The sequence below is a fragment of the Caballeronia sp. LZ032 genome, assembly GCF_031451315.1.
Lineage (GTDB): Bacteria > Pseudomonadota > Gammaproteobacteria > Burkholderiales > Burkholderiaceae > Caballeronia.
Map to the genome: position 1 here is coordinate 819,317 of NZ_JARUXP010000003.1, position 24,707 is coordinate 844,023.

The 24,707-nt window shown below is 63.6% G+C and carries 21 protein-coding genes and 1 pseudogene; 14 read left to right on the forward strand and 8 right to left on the reverse strand.

Translation table 11 applies throughout. From position 1 onward, the window contains the following. Nucleotides 1–10: 10 nt before the first annotated feature. The 3 genes from QCE69_RS25175 (at nucleotide 11) to QCE69_RS25185 (ending at nucleotide 2,347) form a co-directional block, all read left to right on the forward strand. Nucleotides 11–787, forward strand: a complete 777-nt coding sequence (locus QCE69_RS25175) for an L-iditol 2-dehydrogenase (protein ID WP_309924123.1) — start codon at nucleotides 11–13, stop codon at nucleotides 785–787. 45 nt (nucleotides 788–832) lie between these two features. Continuing rightward, nucleotides 833–1,612 carry an SDR family NAD(P)-dependent oxidoreductase gene (locus QCE69_RS25180; RefSeq protein WP_309933595.1) on the forward strand — a complete coding sequence of 260 codons (780 nt, stop codon included), beginning with the start codon at nucleotides 833–835 and terminating at the stop codon, nucleotides 1,610–1,612. Nucleotides 1,613–1,702: 90 nt separating this feature from the next. Then, nucleotides 1,703–2,347: a DsbA family oxidoreductase gene (locus tag QCE69_RS25185; protein ID WP_309933596.1), complete on the forward strand. Its 645-nt coding sequence runs from the start codon at nucleotides 1,703–1,705 to the stop codon at nucleotides 2,345–2,347. Between the two features lie 167 nt (nucleotides 2,348–2,514). Here QCE69_RS25185 and QCE69_RS25190 read toward each other — a convergent pair whose 3' ends face one another. Together QCE69_RS25190 and QCE69_RS25195 are read right to left on the reverse strand one after the other, a co-directional pair. Then, on the reverse strand, nucleotides 2,515–3,177 hold the full coding sequence (locus tag QCE69_RS25190; protein ID WP_309933597.1) for a DUF4397 domain-containing protein: 663 nt from the start codon (nucleotides 3,175–3,177) through the stop codon (nucleotides 2,515–2,517). 311 nt (nucleotides 3,178–3,488) lie between these two features. After that, the gene (locus tag QCE69_RS25195; protein ID WP_309933599.1) at nucleotides 3,489–4,997 is read right to left on the reverse strand and encodes an MDR family MFS transporter; all 1,509 of its coding nucleotides are present in this window, start codon (nucleotides 4,995–4,997) and stop codon (nucleotides 3,489–3,491) included. Between the two features lie 196 nt (nucleotides 4,998–5,193). On the opposite strand from QCE69_RS25195, the gene QCE69_RS25200 reads away from it, so the two are divergent. The 3 genes from QCE69_RS25200 (at nucleotide 5,194) to QCE69_RS25210 (ending at nucleotide 9,972) form a co-directional block, all read left to right on the forward strand. Next, nucleotides 5,194–7,134, forward strand: a complete 1,941-nt coding sequence (locus QCE69_RS25200; RefSeq protein WP_309933601.1) for an AAA family ATPase — start codon at nucleotides 5,194–5,196, stop codon at nucleotides 7,132–7,134. 127 nt (nucleotides 7,135–7,261) lie between these two features. After that, nucleotides 7,262–7,732, forward strand: coding sequence for a hypothetical protein (locus QCE69_RS25205; RefSeq protein WP_309924135.1), 471 nt, complete (start codon nucleotides 7,262–7,264; stop codon nucleotides 7,730–7,732). A 128-nt stretch (nucleotides 7,733–7,860) separates the two neighbouring features. Continuing rightward, nucleotides 7,861–9,972, forward strand: coding sequence for a TonB-dependent siderophore receptor (locus tag QCE69_RS25210; protein ID WP_309933602.1), 2,112 nt, complete (start codon nucleotides 7,861–7,863; stop codon nucleotides 9,970–9,972). A 78-nt stretch (nucleotides 9,973–10,050) separates the two neighbouring features. On the opposite strand, the gene QCE69_RS25215 is transcribed toward QCE69_RS25210, so the two are convergent. From QCE69_RS25215 to QCE69_RS25230, 4 genes are all read right to left on the reverse strand, one after another. Continuing rightward, on the reverse strand, nucleotides 10,051–10,779 hold the full coding sequence (locus tag QCE69_RS25215; RefSeq protein WP_309933604.1) for an SDR family oxidoreductase: 729 nt from the start codon (nucleotides 10,777–10,779) through the stop codon (nucleotides 10,051–10,053). Between the two features lie 14 nt (nucleotides 10,780–10,793). Further along, the gene (locus QCE69_RS25220; RefSeq protein ID WP_309924141.1) at nucleotides 10,794–12,095 is read right to left on the reverse strand and encodes an MFS transporter; all 1,302 of its coding nucleotides are present in this window, start codon (nucleotides 12,093–12,095) and stop codon (nucleotides 10,794–10,796) included. Between the two features lie 95 nt (nucleotides 12,096–12,190). Further along, nucleotides 12,191–12,949: an SDR family NAD(P)-dependent oxidoreductase gene (locus QCE69_RS25225; protein WP_409021232.1), complete on the reverse strand. Its 759-nt coding sequence runs from the start codon at nucleotides 12,947–12,949 to the stop codon at nucleotides 12,191–12,193. After that, nucleotides 12,946–13,470 carry a 2,4'-dihydroxyacetophenone dioxygenase family protein gene (locus QCE69_RS25230; protein ID WP_309816733.1) on the reverse strand — a complete coding sequence of 175 codons (525 nt, stop codon included), beginning with the start codon at nucleotides 13,468–13,470 and terminating at the stop codon, nucleotides 12,946–12,948. The genes QCE69_RS25225 and QCE69_RS25230 overlap by 4 nt, the downstream gene beginning before the upstream one ends. Nucleotides 13,471–13,737: 267 nt before the next feature. On the opposite strand from QCE69_RS25230, the gene dld reads away from it, so the two are divergent. Then, nucleotides 13,738–15,474, forward strand: a complete 1,737-nt coding sequence (dld, locus tag QCE69_RS25235; protein ID WP_309924143.1) for a D-lactate dehydrogenase — start codon at nucleotides 13,738–13,740, stop codon at nucleotides 15,472–15,474. A 273-nt stretch (nucleotides 15,475–15,747) separates the two neighbouring features. After that, the gene (locus tag QCE69_RS25240) at nucleotides 15,748–17,247 is read left to right on the forward strand and encodes an argininosuccinate lyase (protein ID WP_309924144.1); all 1,500 of its coding nucleotides are present in this window, start codon (nucleotides 15,748–15,750) and stop codon (nucleotides 17,245–17,247) included. Nucleotides 17,248–17,263: 16 nt separating this feature from the next. Here QCE69_RS25240 and QCE69_RS25245 read toward each other — a convergent pair whose 3' ends face one another. Continuing rightward, nucleotides 17,264–18,178 carry a LysR family transcriptional regulator gene (locus tag QCE69_RS25245; protein ID WP_309933606.1) on the reverse strand — a complete coding sequence of 305 codons (915 nt, stop codon included), beginning with the start codon at nucleotides 18,176–18,178 and terminating at the stop codon, nucleotides 17,264–17,266. 164 nt (nucleotides 18,179–18,342) lie between these two features. On the opposite strand from QCE69_RS25245, the pseudogene QCE69_RS25250 reads away from it, so the two are divergent. The 3 genes and pseudogenes from QCE69_RS25250 (at nucleotide 18,343) to QCE69_RS25260 (ending at nucleotide 20,720) form a co-directional block, all read left to right on the forward strand. Continuing rightward, nucleotides 18,343–19,670 (forward strand): annotated as a pseudogene (locus QCE69_RS25250) (MFS transporter). Between the two features lie 254 nt (nucleotides 19,671–19,924). Next, nucleotides 19,925–20,194 carry a hypothetical protein gene (locus QCE69_RS25255; protein ID WP_309933608.1) on the forward strand — a complete coding sequence of 90 codons (270 nt, stop codon included), beginning with the start codon at nucleotides 19,925–19,927 and terminating at the stop codon, nucleotides 20,192–20,194. Further along, the gene (locus QCE69_RS25260; RefSeq protein WP_309934185.1) at nucleotides 20,157–20,720 is read left to right on the forward strand and encodes a glycine betaine ABC transporter substrate-binding protein; all 564 of its coding nucleotides are present in this window, start codon (nucleotides 20,157–20,159) and stop codon (nucleotides 20,718–20,720) included. The genes QCE69_RS25255 and QCE69_RS25260 overlap by 38 nt, the downstream gene beginning before the upstream one ends. 20 nt (nucleotides 20,721–20,740) lie before the next feature. Here the strand turns inward: QCE69_RS25260 and QCE69_RS25265 are convergent, their stop codons facing one another. After that, the gene (locus QCE69_RS25265; RefSeq protein ID WP_309933610.1) at nucleotides 20,741–21,601 is read right to left on the reverse strand and encodes an IclR family transcriptional regulator; all 861 of its coding nucleotides are present in this window, start codon (nucleotides 21,599–21,601) and stop codon (nucleotides 20,741–20,743) included. Between the two features lie 284 nt (nucleotides 21,602–21,885). Between QCE69_RS25265 and QCE69_RS25270 the strand changes: the two genes are divergently transcribed. From QCE69_RS25270 to QCE69_RS25280, 3 genes are read left to right on the forward strand one after another with little or no spacing between them, the layout of a single operon-like run. After that, nucleotides 21,886–22,977 carry an ABC transporter ATP-binding protein gene (locus QCE69_RS25270; RefSeq protein ID WP_309933611.1) on the forward strand — a complete coding sequence of 364 codons (1,092 nt, stop codon included), beginning with the start codon at nucleotides 21,886–21,888 and terminating at the stop codon, nucleotides 22,975–22,977. After that, nucleotides 22,970–23,887, forward strand: a complete 918-nt coding sequence (locus QCE69_RS25275) for an ABC transporter permease (protein ID WP_309924158.1) — start codon at nucleotides 22,970–22,972, stop codon at nucleotides 23,885–23,887. The genes QCE69_RS25270 and QCE69_RS25275 overlap by 8 nt, the downstream gene beginning before the upstream one ends. A gap of 15 nt (nucleotides 23,888–23,902) precedes the next feature. Further along, nucleotides 23,903–24,697, forward strand: coding sequence for an ABC transporter permease (locus QCE69_RS25280; protein ID WP_309924160.1), 795 nt, complete (start codon nucleotides 23,903–23,905; stop codon nucleotides 24,695–24,697). The last annotated feature ends 10 nt before the right edge of the window (nucleotides 24,698–24,707 follow it).

Below are 24,707 nucleotides of genomic sequence, written 5' to 3' on the forward strand. Positions count from 1 at the left end.
GACGCTGCAAATGAAACTCGAAGGCAAGATTGCGATTGTGACCGGCGCGGCAGCCGGCATCGGCGAGGCGGTCGTGCGCCGCTATCTGGAGGAAGGCGCGAAAGTCGCGGCGGTCGATGTCAAGCCGCAGGCCGACATGAGCGCCACGTTCGGCGGCATTCCGGCCGAGCGGCTGCTGCTCATCCAGGCCGACGTCACGAAGCGCGAGGGCATTGAACAGATCGTGAGCGCGACGCTCGGCGCGTTCGGGCGTATCGACATTCTTTACAACAACGCGGCCATCTTCGACATGCGGCCCTTGCTGGACGAATCGTGGGAGATCTTCGACCGCGTGTTCGCCGTCAATGTCAAAGGCATGTTCTTTCTGATGCAGCGCGTGGCGCAGCAGATGGTGGAGCAGGGCGGCGGCGGCAAGATCATCAACATGGCGTCGCAGGCGGGCCGGCGCGGCGAAGCGCTGGTGTCCCATTACTGCGCGAGCAAGGCCGCGGTCATAAGCTATACGCAGTCGGCGGCTCTCGCGCTGGCGCCGCACAAGATCAACGTCAACGGGATTGCGCCCGGCGTGATCGATACGCCGATGTGGAAGGACGTCGATGCACTCTTCGCGCGTTATGAAAACCGGCCCATCGGCGAGAAGAAGCGGCTGGTGGGCGAAGCGGTGCCGCTCGGGCGCATGGGCAAGCCGGATGAACTGACCGGCGCGGCGGTGTTCCTTGCATCGGCGGATGCGGACTACATCACGGCCCAGACGCTCAATGTGGATGGAGGGAACTGGATGAGCTGACCTGCATTGGGTCATCCCTTTGTCAAACGCGCTGAGGATCCACGCATGTACATGAACAAATTCCGGCTGGACGACCGTGTCGCGGTGGTTACCGGTGCTGCACGGGGCATCGGTTTCGCCATTGCGGAGGCGCTTGCCGAAGCGGGCGCGCGCGTCGTGCTGACCGACTACGACGCGAAGGCGCTCGACGATGCCGTCGCCAGGCTTGCCGCGACCGGCGCGACGGTGGAAGGCGAGGTGTTCGACGTCACCGATGCCGCTGCCGCGCAGCGCGTGAACGACGCCATCGTGGCGCGGCACGGGCGCGTGGATGTGCTGGTGAACAACGCGGGCATCGCCATCTCCGATCACCCGGCGGAAAGCATGAGCGACGAAACCTGGAGCCGCGTGATCGATGTCAATCTGACCGGCGTGTTCCGGGCGTGCCGCGCGTTCGGCCGGGGCATGCTGGAGCGGGGCGGCGGCAGTATCGTGAACATCGGCTCGATGTCGGGATTCATCGTCAACCGGCCACAGGAGCAGGTGAACTACAACGCATCGAAGGCGGGCGTGCATCATCTGACGCGTTCGCTGGCGGCCGAGTGGGGTGCGCGCGGCGTGCGGGTGAATGCGGTGGCGCCCACTTATATCGACACCGAGATGAACCAGTACGTGCACGCGAAGGAAAACGAGGCGCGCTTGCAGGGCTGGGTCGGCAACACGCCCATGCACCGGTTGGGCCGGGTGGGCGAGATCGCCTCTGTGGTGCTGTTTCTTGCAAGCGATGCGGCGAGTCTCATGACCGGGGCGATCGTGCTCGCCGATGGCGGATACGTGTGCTGGTGAGGATGCGCAAGCGCATCGCTTCCGGCCGATGCCTGCAAGCCCGTGCAATTGACGCTACCCTGTCGAATTCGCGTTCCACTCAATCCACCCATGTCCCGCACTCTTCAAATCGACTTCGTTTCCGATATCGCCTGCCCGTGGTGCGCCGTCGGGCTTACCTCGCTGCAACGCGCGCTGGAACGCCTCGGCGACTCTGTCGACGCCAATATCACGCTCCATCCGTTCGAACTGAATCCGGACATGCAGCCGGAAGGCGAGCGCATCGTCGACTATATCGGCCGCAAATATGGCCGCACGCCCGCGCAGATAGCCGAATCGCAGGCGATGATCCGCGAGCGTGGCGGGCAGGAAGGCTTCACGTTCGGTGAACGCAACCGGGTCTACAACACCTTCGATGCGCACCGCCTGCTGCATTGGGCGCGCATCGAAGGCAAGCAGCTCGAGCTCAAGCTCGCGCTGTTGCGCGCCTATCACGGCGAGGGCAAGGACGTGAGCCAGGCGGACGTGCTGATCGATGCAGCACGAAGCGTCGGACTCGATGCCGAACAAGCGCGCGACGTGCTCGCCAGCGGCCGGTTCGCGGATGAAGTCCGCGCGGAAGAGCGCGAGTTCCAGGAACTCGGCATTCAATCCGTCCCGGCGATCATCTTCGACCGCCAGTATCTGGTGAGCGGCGGACAGTCTTCGGAAGCATTCGAAGAAGCGATCCGCAAGATCATCGACGGGCAGGCTTGAGGCGCTTCTAGCCTTGAAGCCAGAGATTGCCCATCTCGGGCTGGCCATAGGTCAAGATATGGCCGCTTCGCTTAAAAAGTTTCATCATAAGCATTATGTTAAGCAAAGCACGGGGTAACGTACCGTGACATGGGCATCCCGAACTTCATGCCGGTCCGGGTTCGCACTCACTTCCCGTCCACCAACACCTTGAGTGCAAGCGGGTTCGTCGCAGCCGTCTTGACCGACCCGATCGCCACCGCCGTGTAGTTCGTGCCTGCAGCCACATCGATATTCGCTTCGATTGCGGTCGTCGACGTCCCTGCAACGTTGACCTTCACATCGTAAGTGCCGGGTGCGACCGAAAGGTAGTTGCTGATCGCCGCAAACGGCACATTCGACAACACCACTTGGTTATTGACGAGTACATCCACGGGACCCGCGTCGGGCGCAGCGTGAATCACTCGCAAACGCGCTTGTCCGGCGGGAGGCGCCGATGGGTCATCGGTCGCGAGAAGCGGCTGAATGCTTGCCACGAAATTCGCTGCAATGGCGGTATAGAAATTGTCTCGTGCCAGCGAGGGTGAAACGCTGATTACGGTAGTCGAAGTACCCGCTGCGTTGATCTTGATGTTATGCGCGCCCGCAACAATCGTCAGGTAATTCGACGCAGTGGGATAAGGAACATTTGCGAGGACGAGGCCGTTGTCGATATAAACATCGACGTTGGGCGCGTCGGGAGATGCGTGAAGAATCCTGAGATGGGTATTGCCGGAATTGTTATCGTCACCGCCGCAGCCCGCTATGACTGACGCGACGCAAACCAGCAACATTGCAAGGTATTTGATCACGTCGTGCTCCCATAGCCCAGGCGGGCGATGCCAACAGTCTGACCGATTTCCTTGGCCGATCAAGCTTCGGTTCTAAGCACGATGGGCCTATGGGAAAAATATAAGGTCGCGAGTTTTTAGACAAGATGAACAAATGCCGTACATGGAAATATTCTTGTTCATTCTTTGTTGGATTTTAAAAGACTTAGCATTTACGCAAGTGTTTTAACTGCTAAAAACCGCTGACGAACTCCTGTATCAATCAAAGCGAAACGAGGAAATCGCTCAAACAATTCCTCGATGGCATGTGAGAAAACGGAGAGCGGCATAACCTAACGCTGCGGCAGCCTGCTGCGCGCCAGCCTGAGCACCAGCAGGAAGCCGATCAACATCACGATGCCGCCCGCTATCAGGCTCGCGCCAATCGCCCCGCGATAAACCGCGACGACCTGCGCCTGCTGCGCGGCGCTCATCTGCGCGATCGCGCCCAGGCCGTGGTCGAGCAGCGCCTGCGTGTCGAAGGCCGCGGGCAGATCGCTGAGCTCGCGCTTGAGCACGAAGCTCATGATGCCGCCCGACAACGCCACGCCCAGCGACGCGCCGAGCGAGCGCACGAAACCCATCGTCGCGGTCGCGGCGCCGAGCACGCGTTCGGGCACCGAGTTCTGCACGATGACGGTCGCATTCGGCATGCCGATTCCCATGCCTGCGCCGAGCACCGCCATCGCGCAAAGAAACAGCGGCACACTGGCGCCGCGATGCGCGAGCAGCGCGAGCGATGCCAGCCCGAGGCATTCCAGGAACACGCCGATCGACAGCAGCGTTGCAATGCGCTTCAGGCTGCCGACCGAGAAGCGTCCACCGGCCACCGAGGTAATCAGCATCAGCGCGACTTGCGGCAGCATCATCGCGCCAGACTGCTCGGGCGTCTCGCCCAGCACGAGCTGGAAATACAGCGGCATGAACACGAGCGAGCCCATCATCGCGAAGGCCATGATGCCCGACGCGGCCACGCAGGTGGCGTAGGGCACGTTGCTGAACAGCTTCAGGTCGATGATCGGCTCTTGCGCGCGCCGCTCGACGAAGAACAATGCGGCGAAGCACGCGAGCGCCAGCACGCAGGCCAGCGGCAGGCGCAGCCCGGACATGAACGATGCCGACGCCGAGTTGAACACCAGCAACAGCGCCGACGTGCCGAGGCAGACCAGCACCGCGCCCGCGTAATCGACGGCATGTTGCCCGCCGCGCTCGACCTTCGGCAGCGACATCAGCACCAGCGCCAGCGACAGCGCGCCGATCGGCGGGTTGATATAGAACACCCATCGCCAGGATGCGTGGCTCGTGATGAAGCCGCCGAGCAGCGGTCCCGCCACGCTGCTCACCGCGAATGCGCCGGTGAAGAGTCCCTGATAGCGGCCGCGCTCGCGCATCGGCACGATGCTGCAGACGAGCGTCTGCGACTTCGTCATCAACCCGCCCGCGCCGAGTCCCTGCAACGCGCGGAACAGGATCAGCGTGTTCATCGACTGTGCGGCGCCGCACAGCGCCGAAGCCGCCAGGAAGATGCCTATGCTGAGCGCGAAGAACGGCTTGCGGCCGTACATGTCGGAGAGCTTGCCGTAGAGCGGCGCGCTGACGGTCGAGGTCAGCATGAACGCCGTCACCACCCACGTGAGGTGATTGAGTCCGCCAAGTTCGCCGGCGATGACCGGCAGCGCGGTCGCGACGATGCTCTGGTCGAGCGCGGCCAGGATCATCGCAAGGATGAGGCCCGCGAAGACGCGGCGGCGCTGGTTCAGTGGGAGGGAGCTTGCGTGGGGTTCGATTGCTTCGGTGGACATCGGTTGAAGAGAATGGAATGGCGATCGCCAGTTTACTGGACGTGGCGCCCGCATGACCAAAGCGGTCACCCGCACGGACAGCCCGCCGCGATGCGTACACCATGGGTCAGCCATGCTCATGCGTCGCCGCATGAGCGCCACGTCCCCGCCCGAGAGGGACGCATGCATACGCATACGCATTCGAGGAAGACCGCTGATGAAACCGGGAAAAAACGGACCGTGGACCCGGTGGGGCCGACGGCGGGTGCGCTTCGCCTTTGTGGTGATCATCGCGGTGCTGGTTGCGATCGGCGGCGCCGTGCTGCAGCATCGCACGGCCCAGCCGCATGTCGATCCGCTGCAGGCATCGAGCATTGTCCGCGCGATGCGCGATGACCCGTCGCCATGGGCGCGCACCGAGCAGGATGCGTCGCGCATGCTCGCGGACATCCGCGAGCAGCGCGTGGCGGCCATCGGCGTGACGCTGGACGCCATTCTCGTCTCGACGAAAGACGGCGCGCGCTACTTCGTCACCGACCGTTTCGCGGTGTTCTCGCAGGCGCTGCTGCTCAATCCTGCAAAGGACGGCCGCGCGCCCGATTACCGGATTGCGTGGCTGCCGAATGTGTCGATCGGCACGCATGCGGGCTTTGCGACGCTGCTCGCCGCGTTCCGCGACTCGGCCAGCATGCTGGTGTCCGTGCTGCTGCTGTTCCTGATCTTCCGCTACATGCGTCGCGAGATGAAGGGCGATGCCACGCTCATCACCGAACCGACCCACCTGAGCTTCGACGACGTGATCGGCGCGGCCGAGGCCAAGGCCGCGCTCGAAGACATCCGCGCCTATCTGCGCGATCCGGCTTCGTTCGCGAAGCTGGGCGTCCGTCCGCCATGCGGCGTGCTGATGACGGGCGGACCGGGCGTCGGCAAGACGCGGCTGGCGCAGGCGCTGGCGGGCGAATGCGGCGCGCAGTTCATCGCCATCACGGGAAGTTATTTCAGCGCGAAGTACTACGGCGTCGGCATCCAGAAGGTCAAGCAGTTGTTCAAGATGGCGCGCAAGCATGGGCCGGCCATCATCTTCATCGATGAAGCCGACGGCCTCGCCGCGCGCACCACCGGCGCGTCCGATTCCGCCGATGCCGAAAGCAACCGCATCATCAACCAGTTGCTCGCGGAGATGGACGGCTTCGACAAGAACGATGGCGTGATCGTCGTCGCGGCGACCAACTTTCCCGAGAGCATCGACGAAGCGCTGCGCCGTCCCGGCCGCTTCGACCGCATCGTGCCGGTGCGCCTGCCCGATGTCGCGGATCGCGTGAAGATTTTCGAGTATTACCTGGAAAGGATGCCGTCGCGTGCCGCGGATATCGACTGCGCCCAGCTCGCGCGGCTGACGGTCGGCTTGTCGCCGGCCTCGCTGGCGATGATCGTCAATCAGGCCGGGCTCATCGCGCGCCGGAAGGGTGCGGACTCGGTGGCCGCGGCGCATCTGCGCGAGGCGGTCAAGGTCGTGCGCATCGGCGACGTGAGCGGCGCGCAGAAGGCGCTCGATGCCGAGGAGGTGCGCCGCGTCGGCGTGCACGAGGCGGGGCATGGCGTCGTCGCGGCGCTGCTGGGCACGGGCGTGCTGGAGGAACTGACGGTGCTGCCGCGCGGCGGTGCGCTGGGCATGGCGCTCATCACGAAGCCGCAGGAGAAGCATCTGTACCGCCGCAGCGAACTCGAAAAGGAACTGATGGTGCTGCTCGGCGGACGCAACGCGGAATTGCTGGTGTTCGGCGAAGCGTCGAGCGGCGCGGCGCAGGATCTGCAGGAGGCATCGCGCATCAGCCTGGAGATGGTCTCGCGACTGGGCTTCGGCAGCGACGGCAATCTGTTCAGCCTTGCAGCGCTGCCACGCGAGAGCGCCGGACGCCAGCTCGACGGGGCGATCGCACAGGCCAATGCGATGTTGAACGAGATGGACACGCGCTGCTTCGAGTTGCTGGAGCGGCATCAGGCCGTCCTGCAGGAGGTCACGGACGCGTTGATCCGCTCGGAGACGATTCCGGGGGAGGTTGTGTATGGGTTGATTCGCGGGAGCGAAGGCGTCCTGCCGCTCGAACTCGATGCTGCATGCACGGCTATCGATGCGCGAGGCATGCGTCCTTTGTAACGGGCGTTTTTGGAGCCCTGCCGCTCTTCCGACTCACCCGCGTCAAGCGAAAGCAGCGATGGCGCCACGCTGAATCTGCCGAAACGCGGCCGCCTCAATTTTGAGATAGCCGGTTAAAATGCGCGCCATGAATGCCCTTCGCCGGTTCCTCCTGCGGGGCGGAATCGCGAGCCGGCTGAGTGTGCTGGCCGCTTTCGCCTTGCTTCTTGCGCGCGCCCTGTTGCCGGGCGCGGTGATGCTCGATCCGGTATCGGCGGCGCAGGGCGATTTTGCGCTTGTCATCTGTTCCGGGCACGGTCCGATGTTCGCGCCCGACGCCCACGCGATGATGAACATGTCCGACGAGGACATGATGCACGGCGACATGCACATGTCCGCAAGCGGCGGCGCGCCGATGCAGACGCCGATGGCATCGGACGACGGTCTCTGCCCCTTCAGCGCCGCGCTGTTCGTTGCCTGCGTGAGCGTGACGCTCGCGATCGTGCTGTTTGCGCTGACGCGCGTCACGGAACGATGGCGCGTCCTTCCGACGCACCGGCCGACGCGTGCGTCACCCCATCTTCGCCCGTTGTCGCGGGCGCCTCCCCTGTTCATCTGAGAACGAGTCTTCCCGCTGCGCGCGCGCTCCTGGCGACGCGCGAGCCCGACTATTCCTTTTGCTGAACCGAAACCATGAACATCGAACCACGACCGCGGCGAGCGGACGTCGCCGGCACGCGCGCGCCCATGGCACGCTGCGCTCAAATTGCCGCTGCCATGATGTGTGCGGGCCTTGTGAGCGTGCCCGAGGCGCGTGCGGCGGATGCATCGCCGTCCGTCGACGATACCGCCGCCCTGCCCGCCGTCCACGTCAGCGATACCTTCGCGCCCGTCTATGCACCCGGCACGGCCGACAACCTCCTGCGCACCGGCACGCCCTTGAAGGACTACCCGGCATCCGTCCAGGTGGTGCCGTCGGAGATCCTGCAAGAACGCGGCGTCACGCGCATCGACCAGATCGCCGACAACGTCAGCGGCGTGCATGCCGAAGCCAGCTATGGCGGCAATGGCGCCACGTTCTTCAACATCCGCGGCTTCAGCGAGAGCAATGGCCTGCGCGACGGTTTCCGCAACTACGGCTATTACGCCTTCCGCGACGTGCAGAACATCGACCGCGTCGAGATCTTCAAGGGACCGGCGGGCGCGCTGTACGGCGGCGTCGGCGCGGTGGGCGGCTATATCGACACCGTTTCCAAACGGCCCGAACAGGACAACTTCGGCGAAGTCGGGGTCACGGCGGGAACGCATGGTCTCGCGCGCTCGACCGTGGATGTGAACCGCGTCTTGAACGACGAGCTGAGCGTCCGGCTGAATGCATCGGCGGAGAGCAATTCGACCTTCCGCGACAATGCGGGCTATCGCTCATGGTCCTTCGCGCCGGCCATCACGTGGGACAACCACAGCGGCACCTCGGTGACGCTGCTCACCGAGTACAACCACCTGAACCGCGATGGCTTCGATTTCGGCGTGCCGGCGGTGCCCGATTATCAGTCGCTGTCCCGCACCCGCTATTACGGGCTGCGCAGCGGCATGTATCCCGGCATCGACGGCGATTACGGCCGCAACGACACCTTCGCGGAGACCGTGTTGTTCGAACACGCGCTGTCGAGCAACTGGACGCTGCGTTTGTCCGGGCAATACGCCTATGCGCGCCAGCTCTCGACCCAGTCCTTCCCCGACAGCACGACACCCACCGGCAATCTGCTCGATTACTCCGTCTACAGCGGCGCGAACGAGTTTTCCCGTCAATACTCGGCCCGTGCCGAACTGGCCGGCAAGTTCTTCACCGGCAGCGTGAAGCACGCGTTGCTGGCGGGCGTGGACTACAGCTATCTGAAGATCGGCAGCGGCGGCTCGCAAGTCTCGACGATGTCGCTCGACCTGTTCAATCCGGCCTATCTGTCCGGCCTGACACCGGGCGATCCGCTGCCCGGCCATCAGGGACAGGGCAAGGACTACGGCGTGTACGTGCAGGATCTCGTCGAACTGACGCGGGCGGTCACGCTCCAGGCCGCCTTGCGGGCAGACCGCTTCATCAACCAGGCCGAAGAAGCCGGACAACCCGCCGGCCACGGCCAGCAGACGGCGTTTTCGCCGCGTATCGGCGTGGTGTGGCAAGCCACGCAAAATACGTCATGGTTCGCCGACTGGAGCCGCAGCCATGCGCCGAATGTCGGGCATAGCGGCAGCAACGTGACCTACGACGCCGAAGTGGCGGAACAATACGAAGTGGGCGTCAAGCACGATGTCATCAAGGACCGGCTGAGCGCCAGTCTGGCGCTGTTCGACATCGAGCGGAATCACATCCTCACCACCGATCCCTCCAACCCGTTGCTGGAAGTGCTGACGGGCAAGCAGCGCAGCCGCGGTATCGAGCTCGACGTGGCGGGCAACATCACGCCACGCTGGAAGGCGATCCTCACCTATGCCTACACCTTCGCGACCGTGACGAGCGACACCACCTACCCCGTCGGCGATGTGCTGAGCAATGTCCCGCGTCACAGCGCGAGCCTCTGGACCGTGTACCGGCTGGAGTCGCTGCCGGGCTTGCAGGTCGGCGCGGGCCTGTACTACGTCGGTTCCCGGGAAGCGACCCTGCCCAACACGTTCAAGCTCGGCAGCTATGTGCGCGCCGATGCCATGGCGTCGTACGAGCAAGGCCGGTGGAAGACGCAGTTGAACGTCTTCAATCTGTTCAACCGCAAGTACTACACCGGCGGCTCGGCGGCGACCTTCGACTACACGTTGATGCCGAGCCCGCCGCTATCGGCACAGGTGACGGTTGCTTACCGGTTCTGAACGCGCTTGCAAAAAAGAAACGGTCTCGCCCTGCCCTCCGGCAGATGCGAGACCGCTTGCACGAGCAGGTGATGAACCTCAGGAAACGAGATACCCGCCATCCACCGGCACGATCGCGCCGGTCATGAACGAAGCTGCCGGCGTGCACAGGAACGCCGCCACTTGCGCGACTTCTTCCGGCAAGCCCCAGCGCTTCATCGGCGTGCGCTCGAGAATGGCTTGCGAGCGGCCGTCGTCGTTCTGCAATGCCTGCGTAAGCGGCGTCGCGATCCAGCCCGGCGCAATCGCGTTCACACGAATGCCGTCCGCCGCATACGCGATGGCCAGCGACTTCGTCAGTTGCGCCACCGCGCCCTTGCTCGCGCTGTAACCCGGCACCAGTCCGCCGCCGAAGAAGCTCAGCATCGAAGCCGTGTTCACGATGCAGCCCGACGATGCCTTAAGCAGCTCACGCGCCGCCGCGCAAATGCGCATCGTGCCGTTCAGATTGATGTCGAGCACGCGCTCGAAGACCTCGGGTTGATGCTCTTCAACGCGGCTGATCACGCCCGCGCAGTTCACGACGATATCGAGCCGCTCGAACGAGCCGATCAACGCAACGATCTCGTCATTCGAGCGCACATTGAGCGTGGCCTTGCGCACGACGGGCACGAGGACGTCGGGCACGTCGCCCGGAGGCGGCAGGCCCGCCGCGACGACGCTCGCGCCCATCTCGGCGAGCCGGTTCGCAATCGCCGCGCCGATGCCCGAGAATCCGCCCGTCACGAGCGCGGTCTTGCCTGCGAAGAGGTTATTGGAGAATGTCATGATCGATGCCTTGCTTATGAAACCGAGGGAACGTGCGTGCTGGCCTGCTGCGGCGCCACTTCGCGCACCACGAACAGGTACACGAGGGCGGCGGCGAATGCGACCGCTGCGCTGATGAGCAGTGCATTGACGAACGAATGCGTCTGATCCACCACGATGCCCGTGATGACCGGCGCAAACGAGCCGCCGAGATAGCCGCCGAAATTCTGCATGCTGCCGAGCGAAGCCACGAGGTGACGCGGCGCCGCCACGGTCACCAGCGCCCAGGCGCTGCCGCTGGCGAGATTCACGAAGAACATCGCGAGCGAGACGTAGGCGATCGCCATGGCCGTGCTCGGCGTGTACGCGGCCGGCACGGTGAACGCCGCCGCGCCGATCAGCCCGATGCACACCGGCCACTTGCGGCTGCGGATCGGCGCCATGCCCCGGCGCAGCAGATAGTCCGCGATATAGCCGCTGCCGCCCATGCCGAGCGTGCCGAAGATATACGGGATCGACACGAGCCAGCCGGTCTTCGCAATGCTCAGGTGGCGCTCATGTTCGAGATAGCCGGGCAGCCAGGTCAGATACAGCCACACCATGTAGATGACGCCCATGAAGCCGAAGATCATGCCCCACGTGTTGCGCAGCTTGAAGAGCGCGCCCCACTCCTTGAAGCTCAGGCCCTTGTTCGGACGCGCTTCGGTCTTGGCGTTCTGATCGAGCCATTCGGTCTCGTCCTGCGTCAGCGTGACTTCATCGCGATTGCGATACCACACGTACCAGCCCACCGAGACCAGCACGCCGAGCACGCCCATGATGACGAACATCGTGCGCCAGCCGAACGACAGCATCAGCACCGTGAGCAGCGGCGGCGCGATCATCGGCGCGATGGTCGAGGACGCGATGAAGGTGCCGGTCGGCCCGCCGCGCTCATGCACGGCGAACCATTCGTTGACCACCTTCGCGCCGGCCGGGAACAGCGGCGCCTCGGCAATGCCGAGAATCGTGCGGGCGAACAGGAAGTGATTGAGCGACTGGATGAAGCCGCCCGCCATCTGCGCGACGGACCACACCAGCATGCCGAGCCCGAGCATGGCGCGCGAGCCGAAGCGATCGAGCATCGCGCCGACCGGCAATTGCGCAAACGCATAAGCCAGCGAGAAAGCGGACAGCAGCAGACCGATCTGCGCGCCGCTCAGGTGCAATTCCTCGCTGACCGAGTGATTCGCGATGGACAGCGTGGTGCGGTCCAGATAATTGACGATGCCTGCGATCGTCAGAAAAACGACCGCGATAACCTGCGTGCGTTTCAGGCGCTTCGATTTCTGAAGCATGAGTGTCCCCTCGACTTGCGTTGTGGTGTCCAGCTTGGTTCAGGTCAGGTCCGGCATGCGTGACGGGCCGTCCGGCGGAGGCCCGCTGGCCGGTATCAGTATGTGGCGCGGCCGCCCGAGAGATCGAAGATCGCGCCCGTGCTGAAGGTGCAGGAATCGGAGCAGAGCCAGAGCGCCAGCTGCGCGACTTCGTCGACGGTGCCGAGGCGGCCCATCGGGCTCTTGTCGATCATCGTCTGCACGTGGGCCGGCGACATCTGGCCGAGCAGCGGCGTTTCCACCGCAGCCGGCGCGATGCCGTTCACGAGCACGCCTGTCTTCGCGAGTTCCTTGCCGAGCGACTTCGTCATCGCGATCACGCCGGCCTTGGCCGCGCTGTACGCGGATGCGTTGGGCGTGCCTTCCTTGCCCGCCAGCGACGCGATATTGACGATGCGGCCCTGCCCCGCGCGGCGCATCTCCGGCACGACGAAGCGGCTCACGTGAAACGTGCCGATCAGATTGATCTCGACGATGCGTTGCCACTCGTCGGGATCGTAATCATCGAGCGGCGCGGTGGAACCGGCGAAGCCCGCGTTGTTGACGAGGAAGTCGATGCGGCCATGACGCGCCAGCGTGGCGTCGAGCGCGCGCTGGATCGACGCGGGATCGGCGATGTTCACCTGGCATTGCGAGGCGGCGGGCGTGGCGTCGTCGGGGCCGGGCGCAAGATCCCAGTTGACGACGGTGGCGCCCTGCTTCGCCAGCGAGTCGCAGACCGCGCGGCCGATGCCGCCGGTCGCGCCCGTCACGACAGCCACGCGTGCCGCGAAGTCATAAGTCGCGAGCGCAGCCTGGGCGGAATGCATGTTCATCGGATGAACTGGTCGACGTAGTCTTCGCCCAGGCCGACCTGCGCGTAGTGCTTGCGGCACATGTCGATCTTCGTGAAGACGTCTTCGTAGCCGGTGTAGTTGCCGTACGGATCGCAATAGAACATCACGCCGTTGACCTGGAAGTACGTGATCATCTCTTCGACGTCTTCAGGCACGTACAGCGTATGCGTCTCGCCCGGCGGCTCGTAGACATAGCTGCCCTCCGTGGCGGTCCATTCGTGTTCCAGATACTTCCAGCGCCCCTTCAGCACCATGCCGTGCACGCCTTGCGGATGGCGGTGCCGGCTCAGCACGCCCGACTTGCGCACGCGCAGCAGGTTCATCCAGTAACCTTGCGATGCATTCAGGCACAGGGGACGGAACGACACGTTCTCGGCCTGCGGCACCCACACGCGCTCATCGGTGGGAATGGCGAACGGGACAACGACTTCCTTTTGCGCTTCCTTCGGGAAAGGCAGCTGGTAAGGCGTCATCGGATTGGTTTCGACGATCGTGGGCATGGATATCTCGTTTTGAAGTCCGATACGGGTGATCTGCGTGCTGGAACGTCTTTCCAGCGACGTCCACAATACGGACACGTAAATCACGATATGGACAATTATCCGGTGCGCTGTTGATGCCGGTCAAGGCTAGGGTATTCCCTGACCGCCTCGCCTCCACCGTCAAGGCTTCGCAAGGACGCATGCTAGGATCGACGCAAGCCCCGTCCATGGCGACGACAGCGCGACGTGACCCCGCGACCCCGCGACCACAACGAATCGTTCAACATGCAAGCACTCATCCAGTCGCTCGGCGATATCGTCGGCAGCAAGTTCGTGTTCACCGGCGCCACTGAAACGCGCCGCTTCAGGCAGGGTTATCGCTACGGCGGCGGCGCGGTGCTGGCTGCCGTGCAACCCGGTACATTGGTTGAAATGTGGCGCGCGTTGCAAGCGTGCCACCAGGCCAACATCATCGTCATCTGCCAGGCGGCCAATACCGGGCTGACAGGCGGATCGACTCCGGCGGACGAAGGTTATGACCGCCCGGTCATCATCATCAACGGCATGCGGCTGCGCCGGCTCGATCTGATTCGCAACGGCGAACAGGTGGTCTGCCAGCCCGGCGTGACGCTGGATCAACTGGAAAAGCGCTTGCAGCCGCTCAGGCGCGAGCCGCATTCGGTGATTGGTTCGAGCTGCATCGGCGCTTCGGTGACGGGCGGCATCTGCAACAACTCGGGCGGCTCGCTGATCCGCCGCGGTCCCGCGTTCACGCAGTTGTCCATTCACGCGCGCATCACGGCGGACGGGGAACTGAAGCTCGTCAATCATCTGGGCATCGACCTGGGCGATTCGGCCGAGGCCATCCTCGCGCGCCTCGATGCAGGCGAGCTACCCGACGATATTCCGGCTGCCGCCGGGCTGCTGGCATCGGATCATGAATACAGCACCCATGTGCGCGACATCTCGGCTGCCACGCCCGCGCGCTTCAACGCGGATCCGCGCCGGCTCTACGAAGCGTCCGGCTCCGCGGGACATCTCGCGGTGTTCGCGCTGCGGCTGGATACCTTCCCGGCGGACGAACACACCCAGGTGTTCTATGTCGGCAGCAACGATCCGGCCGAACTCGAGACGATCCGCCGCGACATTCTTGCGGACTTCGAGAGCCTGCCGATAGCGGGCGAATACATGCATCGCGGCGCGTTCGACATTGCCCGCCGCTATGGCAAGGACATGTTCCTGTATATCCGCAAGTTCGGCACGGACAAGGTGCCGCATGCGTTCGCGGCGAAGAGCCGCTTCGACGGCTTCACCGAAAAGGCCGGCCTGGGCGGTGCGATCAGCGACCGGTTGTTGCAGGCCGCGAGCCGGCTGTTGCCCGAGCATCTGCCGCGCAGGCTCATCGAGTACCGCGACCGCTTCGAGCATCACTTGCTGCTGAAGATGGGCAATGACGGCGTGCAGGAGGCGCGCGCGTATCTGCAAGCGCGCTTCCCGACGCAGCAAGGCGACTACTTCGAATGCACCGACGAGGAAGGCAAGGCGGCGTTCCTCAACCGCTTTGCGATCGGCGGCGCGATGGTCCGTTATCGCGCGGTGCATCCGCGCACCGTGGAAGACATCGTGGCGCTCGACATCGCCCTGCCGCGCAATACCACCGACTGGTTCGAGCGCCTGCCGCCGGAGATCACGAAGGACATCGAGTTCACGATGTACTGCGGCCATTTCTTCTGCCACGTGCTGCACCAGGAGTATCTGGTGAAGAAGGGCGTGGACTGCGACCGCGTCAAGGACACCATTCTTGCGCTGCTCGCCGCGCGTGGCGCGGAATATCCGGCCGAGCACAACGTCGGGCATCTGTACGAGGCCAAGGCTTCGTTGCGCGAGTTCTACGAGCAACTCGACCCGACGAACTCGTTCAATCCTGGCATCGGCAAGACATCACGCGTGTTCAACTGGGGCAAGCCGGGGTATGCCTGTGCTTGCGAAAGCGAACATGAGGGCGTGCAGCACGCGCCCTGATCGTGTCGAGCTCGATTGCTGAGGGTCATTGAGACCCCATGGGCCTATACGAAGCCGGGCTGTATCGCGCGCGGCGGGACGCATCCGTTCCATTAAAAAACGGAATGCGTTCATTTCATTAGCGGAGCGCGGCCTCGATTCGGGATATTCGTCGCTTGAGGTTTGCGCGTCGCAGCTTCGGGCTTACGCGATTAGAATCGCTGTCTTGGCGACGAGCCGCAACAACTTGCGGACTCCGTCGTGCCCACTGAAGCGACCAGAACAAACGAGACCATGCTCAGAAAAAAAGTCTTACCACTCGCTTTCGCGATTCTTTTCCATGCATTGCCGGCGGCAGCCCAGCAGACGCCGAACCGCGACGAGTTCTACTGGCTCGGCGAGATCAACAAGGCCAGCGCGGTCATCAATACGCAAGAGGGGTTGCTGGACAAGTCGCTGGCGCCCGGCATCGCAGCGGGCCTTGCCAAGGTGCTTCACGATGGCGATCAACCCGGCGGCAAGCGCCCGTCCACGGTGATCACCTTCGAGCCGCTGATGATCCAGGCAGCAGGCATGGATGTCACGCTCCTGCATGCGGGACGCTCGAGCCAGGACATGCACGCAACCTACCGCGCGGCGATCCTTCGTGACGACATGCTGCGCCTCGCCGATCAGCTGAACCAGACCGCCACGACGATCGTGGCGCTCGCACAGAAGCACGAACACACCATCGTGCCGAACTACACCAACGGCGTCGCGGCGCAGCCGAACAGCTACGGTCACTATCTGCTGGGCTATGCGGCCGCGCTCGATCGTGACGCGCAACGCATTCGCGAAGCCTATGCACGCATCGATCTCTCTCCGATGGGAACAACCGTCCTGAACGGCACGAGCTGGCCGCTGGATCGAACGCGCATGGCAGCGTATCTGGGGTTCGCCGGCATCGTCGACAACGCTTACGATGCGCATCAGATCGCCGCGGTCGATCATCCTGTCGAAGCGGGCGCGATCGTCACGAGCATCGCGCTTCATGCGGGGAGCTTCATCGAGGATGTAATGACGCAGTACGCGCAGCCGCGTCCCTGGATCCTCTTGCAGGAGGGCGGCAACAACACCTATGTGTCCAGCGCGATGCCGCAGAAGCGCAATCCGGGCTTGTTGAATTCGACCCGCGCCGATGCCTCCACCGCCATCACGCTCGCCATGGGCCCGGTGATGCGCGCCCACAACCTGCCGCCGGGCATGCCCGACGCGAAGGAAGTCCGCGACAACAAGGAGATGGTGAACAGCGCGATCACGGTCTTGCGAAAGTGGAATGCGATCCTCAATGCGCTGGTGATCGATCAGGGCCGCGCGCTGGAAGAACTGAACAGCGACTGGACCGCTTCGCAGGAAGTCGCCGACGTGCTGATGCGCAAATACAAGCTGCCGTTCAGACTGGGACATCACTTTGCTTCGGAGGTCGTGGAATACGCGCGAGCGCACGACATCAAGCCCAGCGACTTTCCCTATGACCAGGCACAGCGGATTTATGCGGAAACCACGCAAGGGTACGGCAATGGCGTGCTGCCCATGAGCGAGGCGGAATTTCGTTCGACGCTTGATCCGGTCGCCATCGTCAATAACCGGCGCACCTTGGGCGGTCCTCAACCAGCCGAGATGACGCGCATGCTCACCGAGGCGAAAGCGAAGCTTGCGCAACAGGATCAATGGATCAAGGAGAAGCGTGCGCGGATCGATGCATCGCTGAACCGGCTCGACCGCGACTTCGACACGCTCCTGAGCAGCCGCTGAGGCATCTTCAGGATGCTCAGCGCCGCCCCGTCAGCGCGAACTCGGTGGTCGTGACGGCGTCGGCCAGATAATCGACGAACGAGGCGATCCGTGCCGAGATCGCCGTGTTGCGGTAGTAGACGGCGTTGATGGGCTGCCGCACTTCCTGCGTGTGCCGCGCAAGGATCTGCACGAGCTTGCCTTCGCGCCGGTCGCGCAGGGTCATGAAGTCCGACAGGCATACGATGCCCTGTCCTTCCAGCGCGAGATGCCGCAGCGTCTCGCCGCTCGAGGACGCGATAGCCGGCGTAATCCGATACGGCTCGCTGTCCCGTGCCGAAAGCGGCCACGCATTGAGCGACTCGGGCTGGGTGAAGCCGAGCAGCGCATGGCCCGCGAGTTCGTCGACGCGCTTCGGATGCCCATGCGCTTCCAGATATCGTGGCGACGCGAGCACGCGGATCCGGCTGCTGCCGATCGGGCGGCTGTGCAGCGTCGAATCCTTCAGCCTGCCGATGCGGATCGCGACGTCGGTGCGGCGTTCCAGCAGGTCGATCACCCCTTCATTGCTGTTCAGTTCCAGTTCGACGTGCGGATAGCGTTCACGGTATCCGGCGAGCAGCGGCACGATCACGTGCAGCATGAACGGCGTCGCGGCATCGACGCGCAACAATCCGGACGGCCGCTCGCGGCGCGCAGCAATCTGCTCTTCAGCACGTTCCACCGCATCGATGATTTCACGTGCGTTCTGAAGAAAACTCTTGCCTTCGTCCGTCAGTTCCAGCCGGCGGGTGGTTCGCCGCAGAAGCGTGGTCTGGAGTTTTTCTTCGAGCCGGCCCAAAGTCCGACTTGCGCCGGAGACGGTCTGATCCAGCTGCTCCGCGGCGGCAGTGATGGAACCCGTGTCGACCACGGCGGCAAAGGTCTGAAGCTCGTCGAGCGTGACTTTCATCGTTGATTATTTTTCAAGGATGTTCCGGTTATAGACTAGCTTCCTCGCAAAAGTAAAGCCGGTCCGCACGCCGCCGATTAAGAAAAAAAGCGGAAGATGCCGTTCCACCCAGAAAGCGCCGCGCGCGTTACCCTTCGACGGCGGCCCACTCTTCGATTCCGAACATGGTCAGGTCCTTGCTGACGAACCTTGTTTCCGGAACGCATCCGCCTGACGAAGACCATGTGCTCGATCGCAAGATCACCTGGCGCATCGTGCCCTTCCTGTTCGCCTGCTTTGTCGTGCTGTTTCTGGAACGGATCAACGTCGGCTTCGCGCAGCTTCAGATGAAGCACGATCTCGGCTTCACCGACGCGATGTACGGGCTCGCCGCCGGCGTCTTCTATCTCGGCCATGTCATCTGCGAAGCGTGCAAGCAACATGCTGCTTGCACGCTTCGGCGCGCGCAAGACGTTCTCGCGCATCATGCTTTTTTTCCGGAATCACGGCCATGGGCACGATGCTGGCCTCCACGCCGTCGGCGTATTTCGCGCTTCGCTTCATGCTCGGCGTGTTCGAGGCGGGGTTCTTCTTGGGCATCATCCTGTACATGACCTACTGGTTTCCCCCGCATCGGCGCGCCGGCATCATGTCCGTCTTCATCGCGGGTGTCGCCACCGCCGGCATGCTTGGCGGATTGTTCTCCGGATGGATCATGCGCGACATGAACGGCATGCTCGGACTCTTCGGCTGGCAATGGATGTTTGCGCTCGAAGGCTTGCCCGCGGTTGCCCTCGGCCTCGTCGCGCGAGTGTGCCTGGCCGATTCCCCGGCTCAGGCAAACTGGCTCTCCGAGGCTGAAAAGACGCGTCTGGGCGCGATGCTTGCCTTGCAGGCGTCGGCCACGCGCGCGAGCAGTACACGCGCCATCACCGCGAATCCGAAGGTGTACCTGTTCGCGTTCGTCTACTTCACGCTGACCTGCGCATCACTCACGCTCAACTTCTGGCTGCCGCTGATGATTCGCGACTTCGGCGTCGATGACGTCGCGCTCGTCAGCCTGTATTCCGTCATTCCGAATGCGATCGGCGTCGTCGGCCTGATCGTCATTGCAAGGCATTCCGACCATACCCGCGAGCGCCGCTGGCATTTCGTGTGGTGCACGGCCGGCGGCGCCGCCGCACTCGGTGCGCTGACGCTGCATCCGCACAGCCTCGTGGTCATGCTGGGCTTGCTCACCGTGGCATGCGTGTCGATCTATGCGGCGTTGCCGGTGTTCTGGGCCGTCCCGCCGACACACTTCCCGGCCCGCGACACGGCGGCCGGCATCGCGCTCGTCAGCAGCATCGGGATCACGAGCGGCATCGTCAATCCATGGGCAATCGGTATCGTCCGCAGCAGAACGGGCAGCCTCGATGACGCCATCCACATTCTTGCGCCGCTGCTCCTGCTGAGCGGCATCGTGCTGCTGGCGGCCGCGAGGCCTGCGCATCGACGCGACCGGGCTACATGATTCCGGCACTTGCGACGATGGAATCGGCGCGTGCAGCGATCCGGTTTTTATCGCGCTTCCATTCCGCTTTTTTCCGGAACAAACCGGCTCTTTAAAAAGCGGAATGCCTGGACGCTGTTTTCTGACGCCTTGCCAGAACGCACTGAGCCCACGGCCCAGGGTGTGAAGCGCGCTAGCCTGTATGAAGGCGCCGGACTTCTGCCGCGCTTGCCATGGGTCGCGCGTTCTTGCGCATCGAAGCGGAGGAGCGTCAGATGGAACATCAGCCGGAAAACGCCCGGAACCTGCGTCATGTCGGCCATGCGCCTCTGAACCATGGCCGGCGCGCACTGATGATCGCGGCGGCGGGATCGATGTTCACATGCGTGGCGGCGCAGACGCAACCGAAGAAGCTCCAGACCATCACCCTCGGACAGATATCGCTCAGCTTCTGGACACAACGAATACTGGACCGGATACGGCCGGAACGCGCAGGAAGTCGCGGAGCTGTATCAGGGCGCACGCTTTTTCTGGGCCGTGCCTGACTATGTTCCGGCGACGGAAATCCACTCCATCGCCGATCTCGCCAGGCCGGACGTGATGAAAACGATGAACCTGTCCATCCAGGGCATCGGAGCCGGCGCGGCGATCACGAGACTCTCGGAGATCGCCATGGACGAGTACAACCTGGAGGAGCTGGGCTATCGCTTCCAGCCAGGTTCGCAAGGCGAATGGATCGCCGCTCACGACGCCGCGCTCGCTCAGCGTCAACGCTTCATCTTCCCGACCTGGACGCCGCAATACCTCAACAACGGTGGCCGCTTGCGGCCGCTCGACGATCCTCTGCACGTGCTGGGCGGTGAGAATCGCGGTTCGCTGGTGGCGCCGCACGCGCGGCTAAAGATGCTTCCGGAGCGAACGGTGCGCGTGCTTTTGCGCATCCGGCTCGGAATCGACGGCGTGACGCAAATGGACTGGCTGGTGAACGTTCAGAAAAAAACGCCGCTGGAAGCCGCGCGTGCGTGGATGCGAGCCAACGATGCGCTCGTCTCCTCATGGTTCGCCGCCTGACCGGGCACACAAACCCGGGATCAATCTCCCGATCCGGATAACGGCTTCGTCGCCATCGCGCGCGTCAGGCCGTGTACCGGCCGCCGCACGGCGACATCGAACGGATTGATCTGCTGGCCGAGCGCCTCGGCCTGGCGTCTCAACAGTTCGACCACCATCGGCAGGCGGTCTTCGCCAAGGCGCGTGGACAAGGTGCCGACGCTCAATGCGCCGATCGCAAGGCCCGAACGGTCGAGAATCGGCACCGCAACGCCCGCCATTCCGTCGATCAGACCGCTGTTGCGCCCCGCGTAGCCCTGCGTGCGCACCCGTTCGATCTCGGTGCGCAAATAGACTTCGTCGAATACGCCATAGCTGTGCAGACGCGGCACGTTGAAGCGAATGATCTCTTCACGCTCCGCTTCGGGCTGGAATGCGAGTATCGCGAGGCTGCCCTGTCCGACGCCCAGCGCCACGCGTCCGCCCACATCGCCTGTGAAGGAGCGGATGGGAAACGGACCTTCGCAGATGTCGAGGCACACCGCATCGAAGCTGCTCTTCACCAGCAGGAAGATGGTTTCGCCGAGTCCCGAACACAACCTCAAGAGTGCGGGCCTGCACAGCGCGCGCATGCGGCTCGGGTTGCCTGCCTGCGCCGCGAGCGAGAAAAAATCGACGCTCAGCCGATAGCGCTTGCTGCCCTCGTCTTGCTCGACCACCCCTTCCGCAATCAGCGCATGGAGAATCCGGTGCACGGTGGCCTGTGTGAGGCCGACAGCTTTCGCCAGCGCCGTGACGCGGCTTCCTTCCACCTGATCGTTGCCCAGCGCCCGGATCACGGCGAAGGCACGCTGCAGCATGCCCGCGCCGGGCGTTCCGTTTTCTTCGTCCAATACCTGCATTCTTGCCTCTCCGATTCCATTAAACGGAATAACTGCGCCGCTGCTCCACCTGCCCCGGGACACGCGGATGTCCAATCCTGAAGCGGCGCTCCGGGATTACCCACATACCGCTCAGCGAAATTTCTTCCGGAACATCGTAACGATAATTTCATTAATCGAAATCCAAATGCAGATTCTAATCAATGGATGGAATTTTAAATTGACCGGGCGAAATTTGGCTGGCTAGAGTCGCTCCATCGCAATCAAACGGATGTCGCCATGCAGGCGCACCGAAGGGGCTCGCCGTGTCGTTTCTCACCTTGACCGATCTGTCGAAGTCATTCGGCGATCTGCACGCCGTCGCCGACGTCAACCTGTCGGTCGAGAAAGGCGAATTCGTCTCGCTGCTCGGGCCGTCAGGCTGCGGCAAGACCACGACGCTGCAAATGATCGCCGGCTTCATCGAGGCCACGCGCGGACGCATCATGCTCGATGGGCGCGACATCACCCACATGCGGCCGAACCGGCGCGGTCTCGGCATCGTGTTCCAGAGCTATGCGCTGTTCCCGCACATGAGCGTCGAACAGAACGTGAGCTTCGGCCTGGAGATGCGCGGCATCGACCGCGCCGAGCGCCGTGAGCGCGTCAAAGAAGCGCTCTCGCTCGTGCGCCTCGATGCCTACGCGCACCGTTTTCCCCGTGAGCTGTCCGGCGGCCAGCGTCAGCGCGTCGCGATCGCGCGCGCCATCGTGATCGCGCCGCCGGTGCTGCTGCTCGACGAACCCATGTCGAACCTCGACGCCAAGCTGCGCGAGGACATGCAGTTTGAATTGCGCGGCATCCAGCGCAAGATCGGCACGACGACCATCATGGTCACGCACGACCAGTCCGAGGCGCTGTCCATCAGCGATCGTGTCGTCGTGATGGAAGCGGGCCGCATCACGCAGGTGGACTCGCCGTATCGCGCCTACGAGCGGCCCGAGACGAGCTTCGTGTCGCAGTTCATCGGCAAGGCGAACATGCTGCATGGAAAGATCGTGGCGCGCGATGGCGACGCGATCCGCATCGACCTCGGTCACGACCTCGCGGAAACCGGCACGACCTCGCAATTGCCGGAACGCGAGCGCGGCATCGGCGTCGGCGCCGCGATCACGGTCTGCATCCGTCCGGAGAAGCTCCGGCTCGGCGCGGCGGGCAGCGGACGTCTGCCGGGTCGCGTGACCAGCCGCTTCTTCCTCGGCAGCCAGTGGCTCTATCGTCTCGACAGCCGCGCCGGCGAAATGCTCGTGTGCTGCCAGAACCACGGCGACGACCCGCTCGATGAAGGCGCGCAGGTGGGCATCGACTGGAACACGGAATCGATCCGCTTCATCCAGCAGGAGGCCGCCCGTGGATAGCACGCTGCGCTCCTCCAGCCCCACCGCGACACCCGACCCGCAAAACACGCGACGCGCGCCGTGGCATGCGTATCTGCCCTTGTGGCTGATGAGCGCGCCCGCCCTGCTGCTGTTCTGCGTGCTCGTGATCGTGCCGCTCGGCATGACGCTCGCACTGACGTTCTATCGTTTCGATCCGTCGCTCGGCCCGGTGGCGGCATTCGATCTGCATAACTACGCCGAGGTGCTCGGCTCGTCGTACTTCCACACGATCTTCCTGCGCACCTTCGGCATCGCCGCGCTCGTGACGGTGCTGTGCATCGCGATCGGCACACCCGAGGCCTACATCCTGTCGCGCATGGGAGATCCCTGGCGCTCCCTCTTCCTGCTGGTGATCCTCGCGCCGCTGCTCGTTTCGGTGGTCGTGCGCGCGTTCGGCTGGAGCATGCTGCTCAACGTGAACGGTCTGGTGAACCAGTTGCTCGGCGTGTTCGGCATGGGGCCGTACAAGCTGCTCTATACGACCTTCGCGATTGTCATCGCGCTCGTGCACGTGATGCTGCCGTTCATGGTGATTCCGGTCTGGACCGCGCTGCAACGGATCGATCCGCAAACCGAGAACGCCGCGCTGTCGCTGATGGCCTCGCCCGCCGTCACCCTGCGGCGCATCGTGCTGCCGCAACTGGTGCCGGGGATCCTGTCGGGCAGCCTGATGGTGTTCGGCCTCTCCGCGAGCGCGTTCGCTATTCCGGGCCTGCTGGGCGGACGACGCCTGAAGGTCGCCGCAACCACCGTGTACGACCAGTTCCTCAGCTCGATGAACTGGCCGCTCGGCGCGACCATCGCGGTGCTGCTGCTGATCGCCAATCTGGTCGTGATGCTCACTTATTACCGTGTGCTCGAGCGGCGCTATGCGCGCAGCATGGGCTGAGCGAGACGAATCATCATGCGTAAAAACGGTCCCATCGCCCTCGCGTTCCACACTATCGTCATTCTCTTCGTGCTCGCGCCGCTCGCTGTCGTCGTGCTGGTCGCATTCACGCCCGAAGAGACGCTCACGCTGCCCACCCATGCACTGTCGCTGCGCTGGTTCCGCGCGATCCTCGACTATCCGGATTTCATTTCGGCTTTTTTCAACAGCGTCAAGCTCGCTTTTGCATCGGCGACGCTTTCGCTCGTCATCGCGTTGCCGGCGGGACTCGCGATTGGCCGCGGGCGCTTTCCGGGCAGAAATTTCCTGAACGCGTTGTTGCTTTCTCCGCTCGTGATTCCCGGCCTTGTGCTCGGCATCGCCATGCTGCGTTTCTTCGCGATGATCGGTGCAACCGGTTCGTTCGCGTGGCTGATCCTCGCGCACATGATCGTCATCACGCCGTTCGTCATGCGGCTCGTGCTGGCTTCGGTGACCGGCATGGACCGTAGCGTCGAGCATGCAGCGGCGTCGCTGGGCGCGGGCGCATGGACCACTTTCCGCCGCGTCACCTGGCCGATGATCCTGCCCGGCATCACCGGCGGCTGGCTGCTCGCGTTCATCAATAGCTTTGACGAGCTGACCATGTCCGTCTTCGTCACGTCGCCCCAGACCATCACGCTGCCGGTGCGCATGTACATGTACGCGACCGAATCGATCGATCCGATGATGGCCTCCGTGTCCGCGCTGGTGATCTTCATCACTGCCGGGGCCATGCTCATCCTCGATCGCGTGTATGGGCTCAACCGCATTCTGATCGGCCAGCACTGAACGACATCTC

Bases quoted from the DNA above. Each gene is read 5' to 3' on its own strand.
- QCE69_RS25175 (WP_309924123.1), top strand. From the start codon at position 11: ATGAAACTCGAAGGCAAGATTGCGATTGTGACCGGCGCGGCAGCCGGC.
- QCE69_RS25180 (WP_309933595.1), top strand. From the start codon at position 833: ATGTACATGAACAAATTCCGGCTGGACGACCGTGTCGCGGTGGTTACC.
- QCE69_RS25185 (WP_309933596.1), top strand. From the start codon at position 1,703: ATGTCCCGCACTCTTCAAATCGACTTCGTTTCCGATATCGCCTGCCCG.
- QCE69_RS25195 (WP_309933599.1), bottom strand. From the start codon at position 4,997: ATGTCCACCGAAGCAATCGAACCCCACGCAAGCTCCCTCCCACTGAAC.
- QCE69_RS25200 (WP_309933601.1), top strand. From the start codon at position 5,194: ATGAAACCGGGAAAAAACGGACCGTGGACCCGGTGGGGCCGACGGCGG.
- QCE69_RS25205 (WP_309924135.1), top strand. From the start codon at position 7,262: ATGAATGCCCTTCGCCGGTTCCTCCTGCGGGGCGGAATCGCGAGCCGG.
- QCE69_RS25210 (WP_309933602.1), top strand. From the start codon at position 7,861: ATGGCACGCTGCGCTCAAATTGCCGCTGCCATGATGTGTGCGGGCCTT.
- QCE69_RS25215 (WP_309933604.1), bottom strand. From the start codon at position 10,779: ATGACATTCTCCAATAACCTCTTCGCAGGCAAGACCGCGCTCGTGACG.
- QCE69_RS25220 (WP_309924141.1), bottom strand. From the start codon at position 12,095: ATGCTTCAGAAATCGAAGCGCCTGAAACGCACGCAGGTTATCGCGGTC.
- QCE69_RS25225 (WP_409021232.1), bottom strand. From the start codon at position 12,949: ATGAACATGCATTCCGCCCAGGCTGCGCTCGCGACTTATGACTTCGCG.
- QCE69_RS25230 (WP_309816733.1), bottom strand. From the start codon at position 13,470: ATGCCCACGATCGTCGAAACCAATCCGATGACGCCTTACCAGCTGCCT.
- dld (WP_309924143.1), top strand. From the start codon at position 13,738: ATGCAAGCACTCATCCAGTCGCTCGGCGATATCGTCGGCAGCAAGTTC.
- QCE69_RS25240 (WP_309924144.1), top strand. From the start codon at position 15,748: ATGCTCAGAAAAAAAGTCTTACCACTCGCTTTCGCGATTCTTTTCCAT.
- QCE69_RS25245 (WP_309933606.1), bottom strand. From the start codon at position 18,178: ATGAAAGTCACGCTCGACGAGCTTCAGACCTTTGCCGCCGTGGTCGAC.
- QCE69_RS25255 (WP_309933608.1), top strand. From the start codon at position 19,925: ATGGAACATCAGCCGGAAAACGCCCGGAACCTGCGTCATGTCGGCCAT.
- QCE69_RS25265 (WP_309933610.1), bottom strand. From the start codon at position 21,601: ATGCAGGTATTGGACGAAGAAAACGGAACGCCCGGCGCGGGCATGCTG.
- QCE69_RS25280 (WP_309924160.1), top strand. From the start codon at position 23,903: ATGCGTAAAAACGGTCCCATCGCCCTCGCGTTCCACACTATCGTCATT.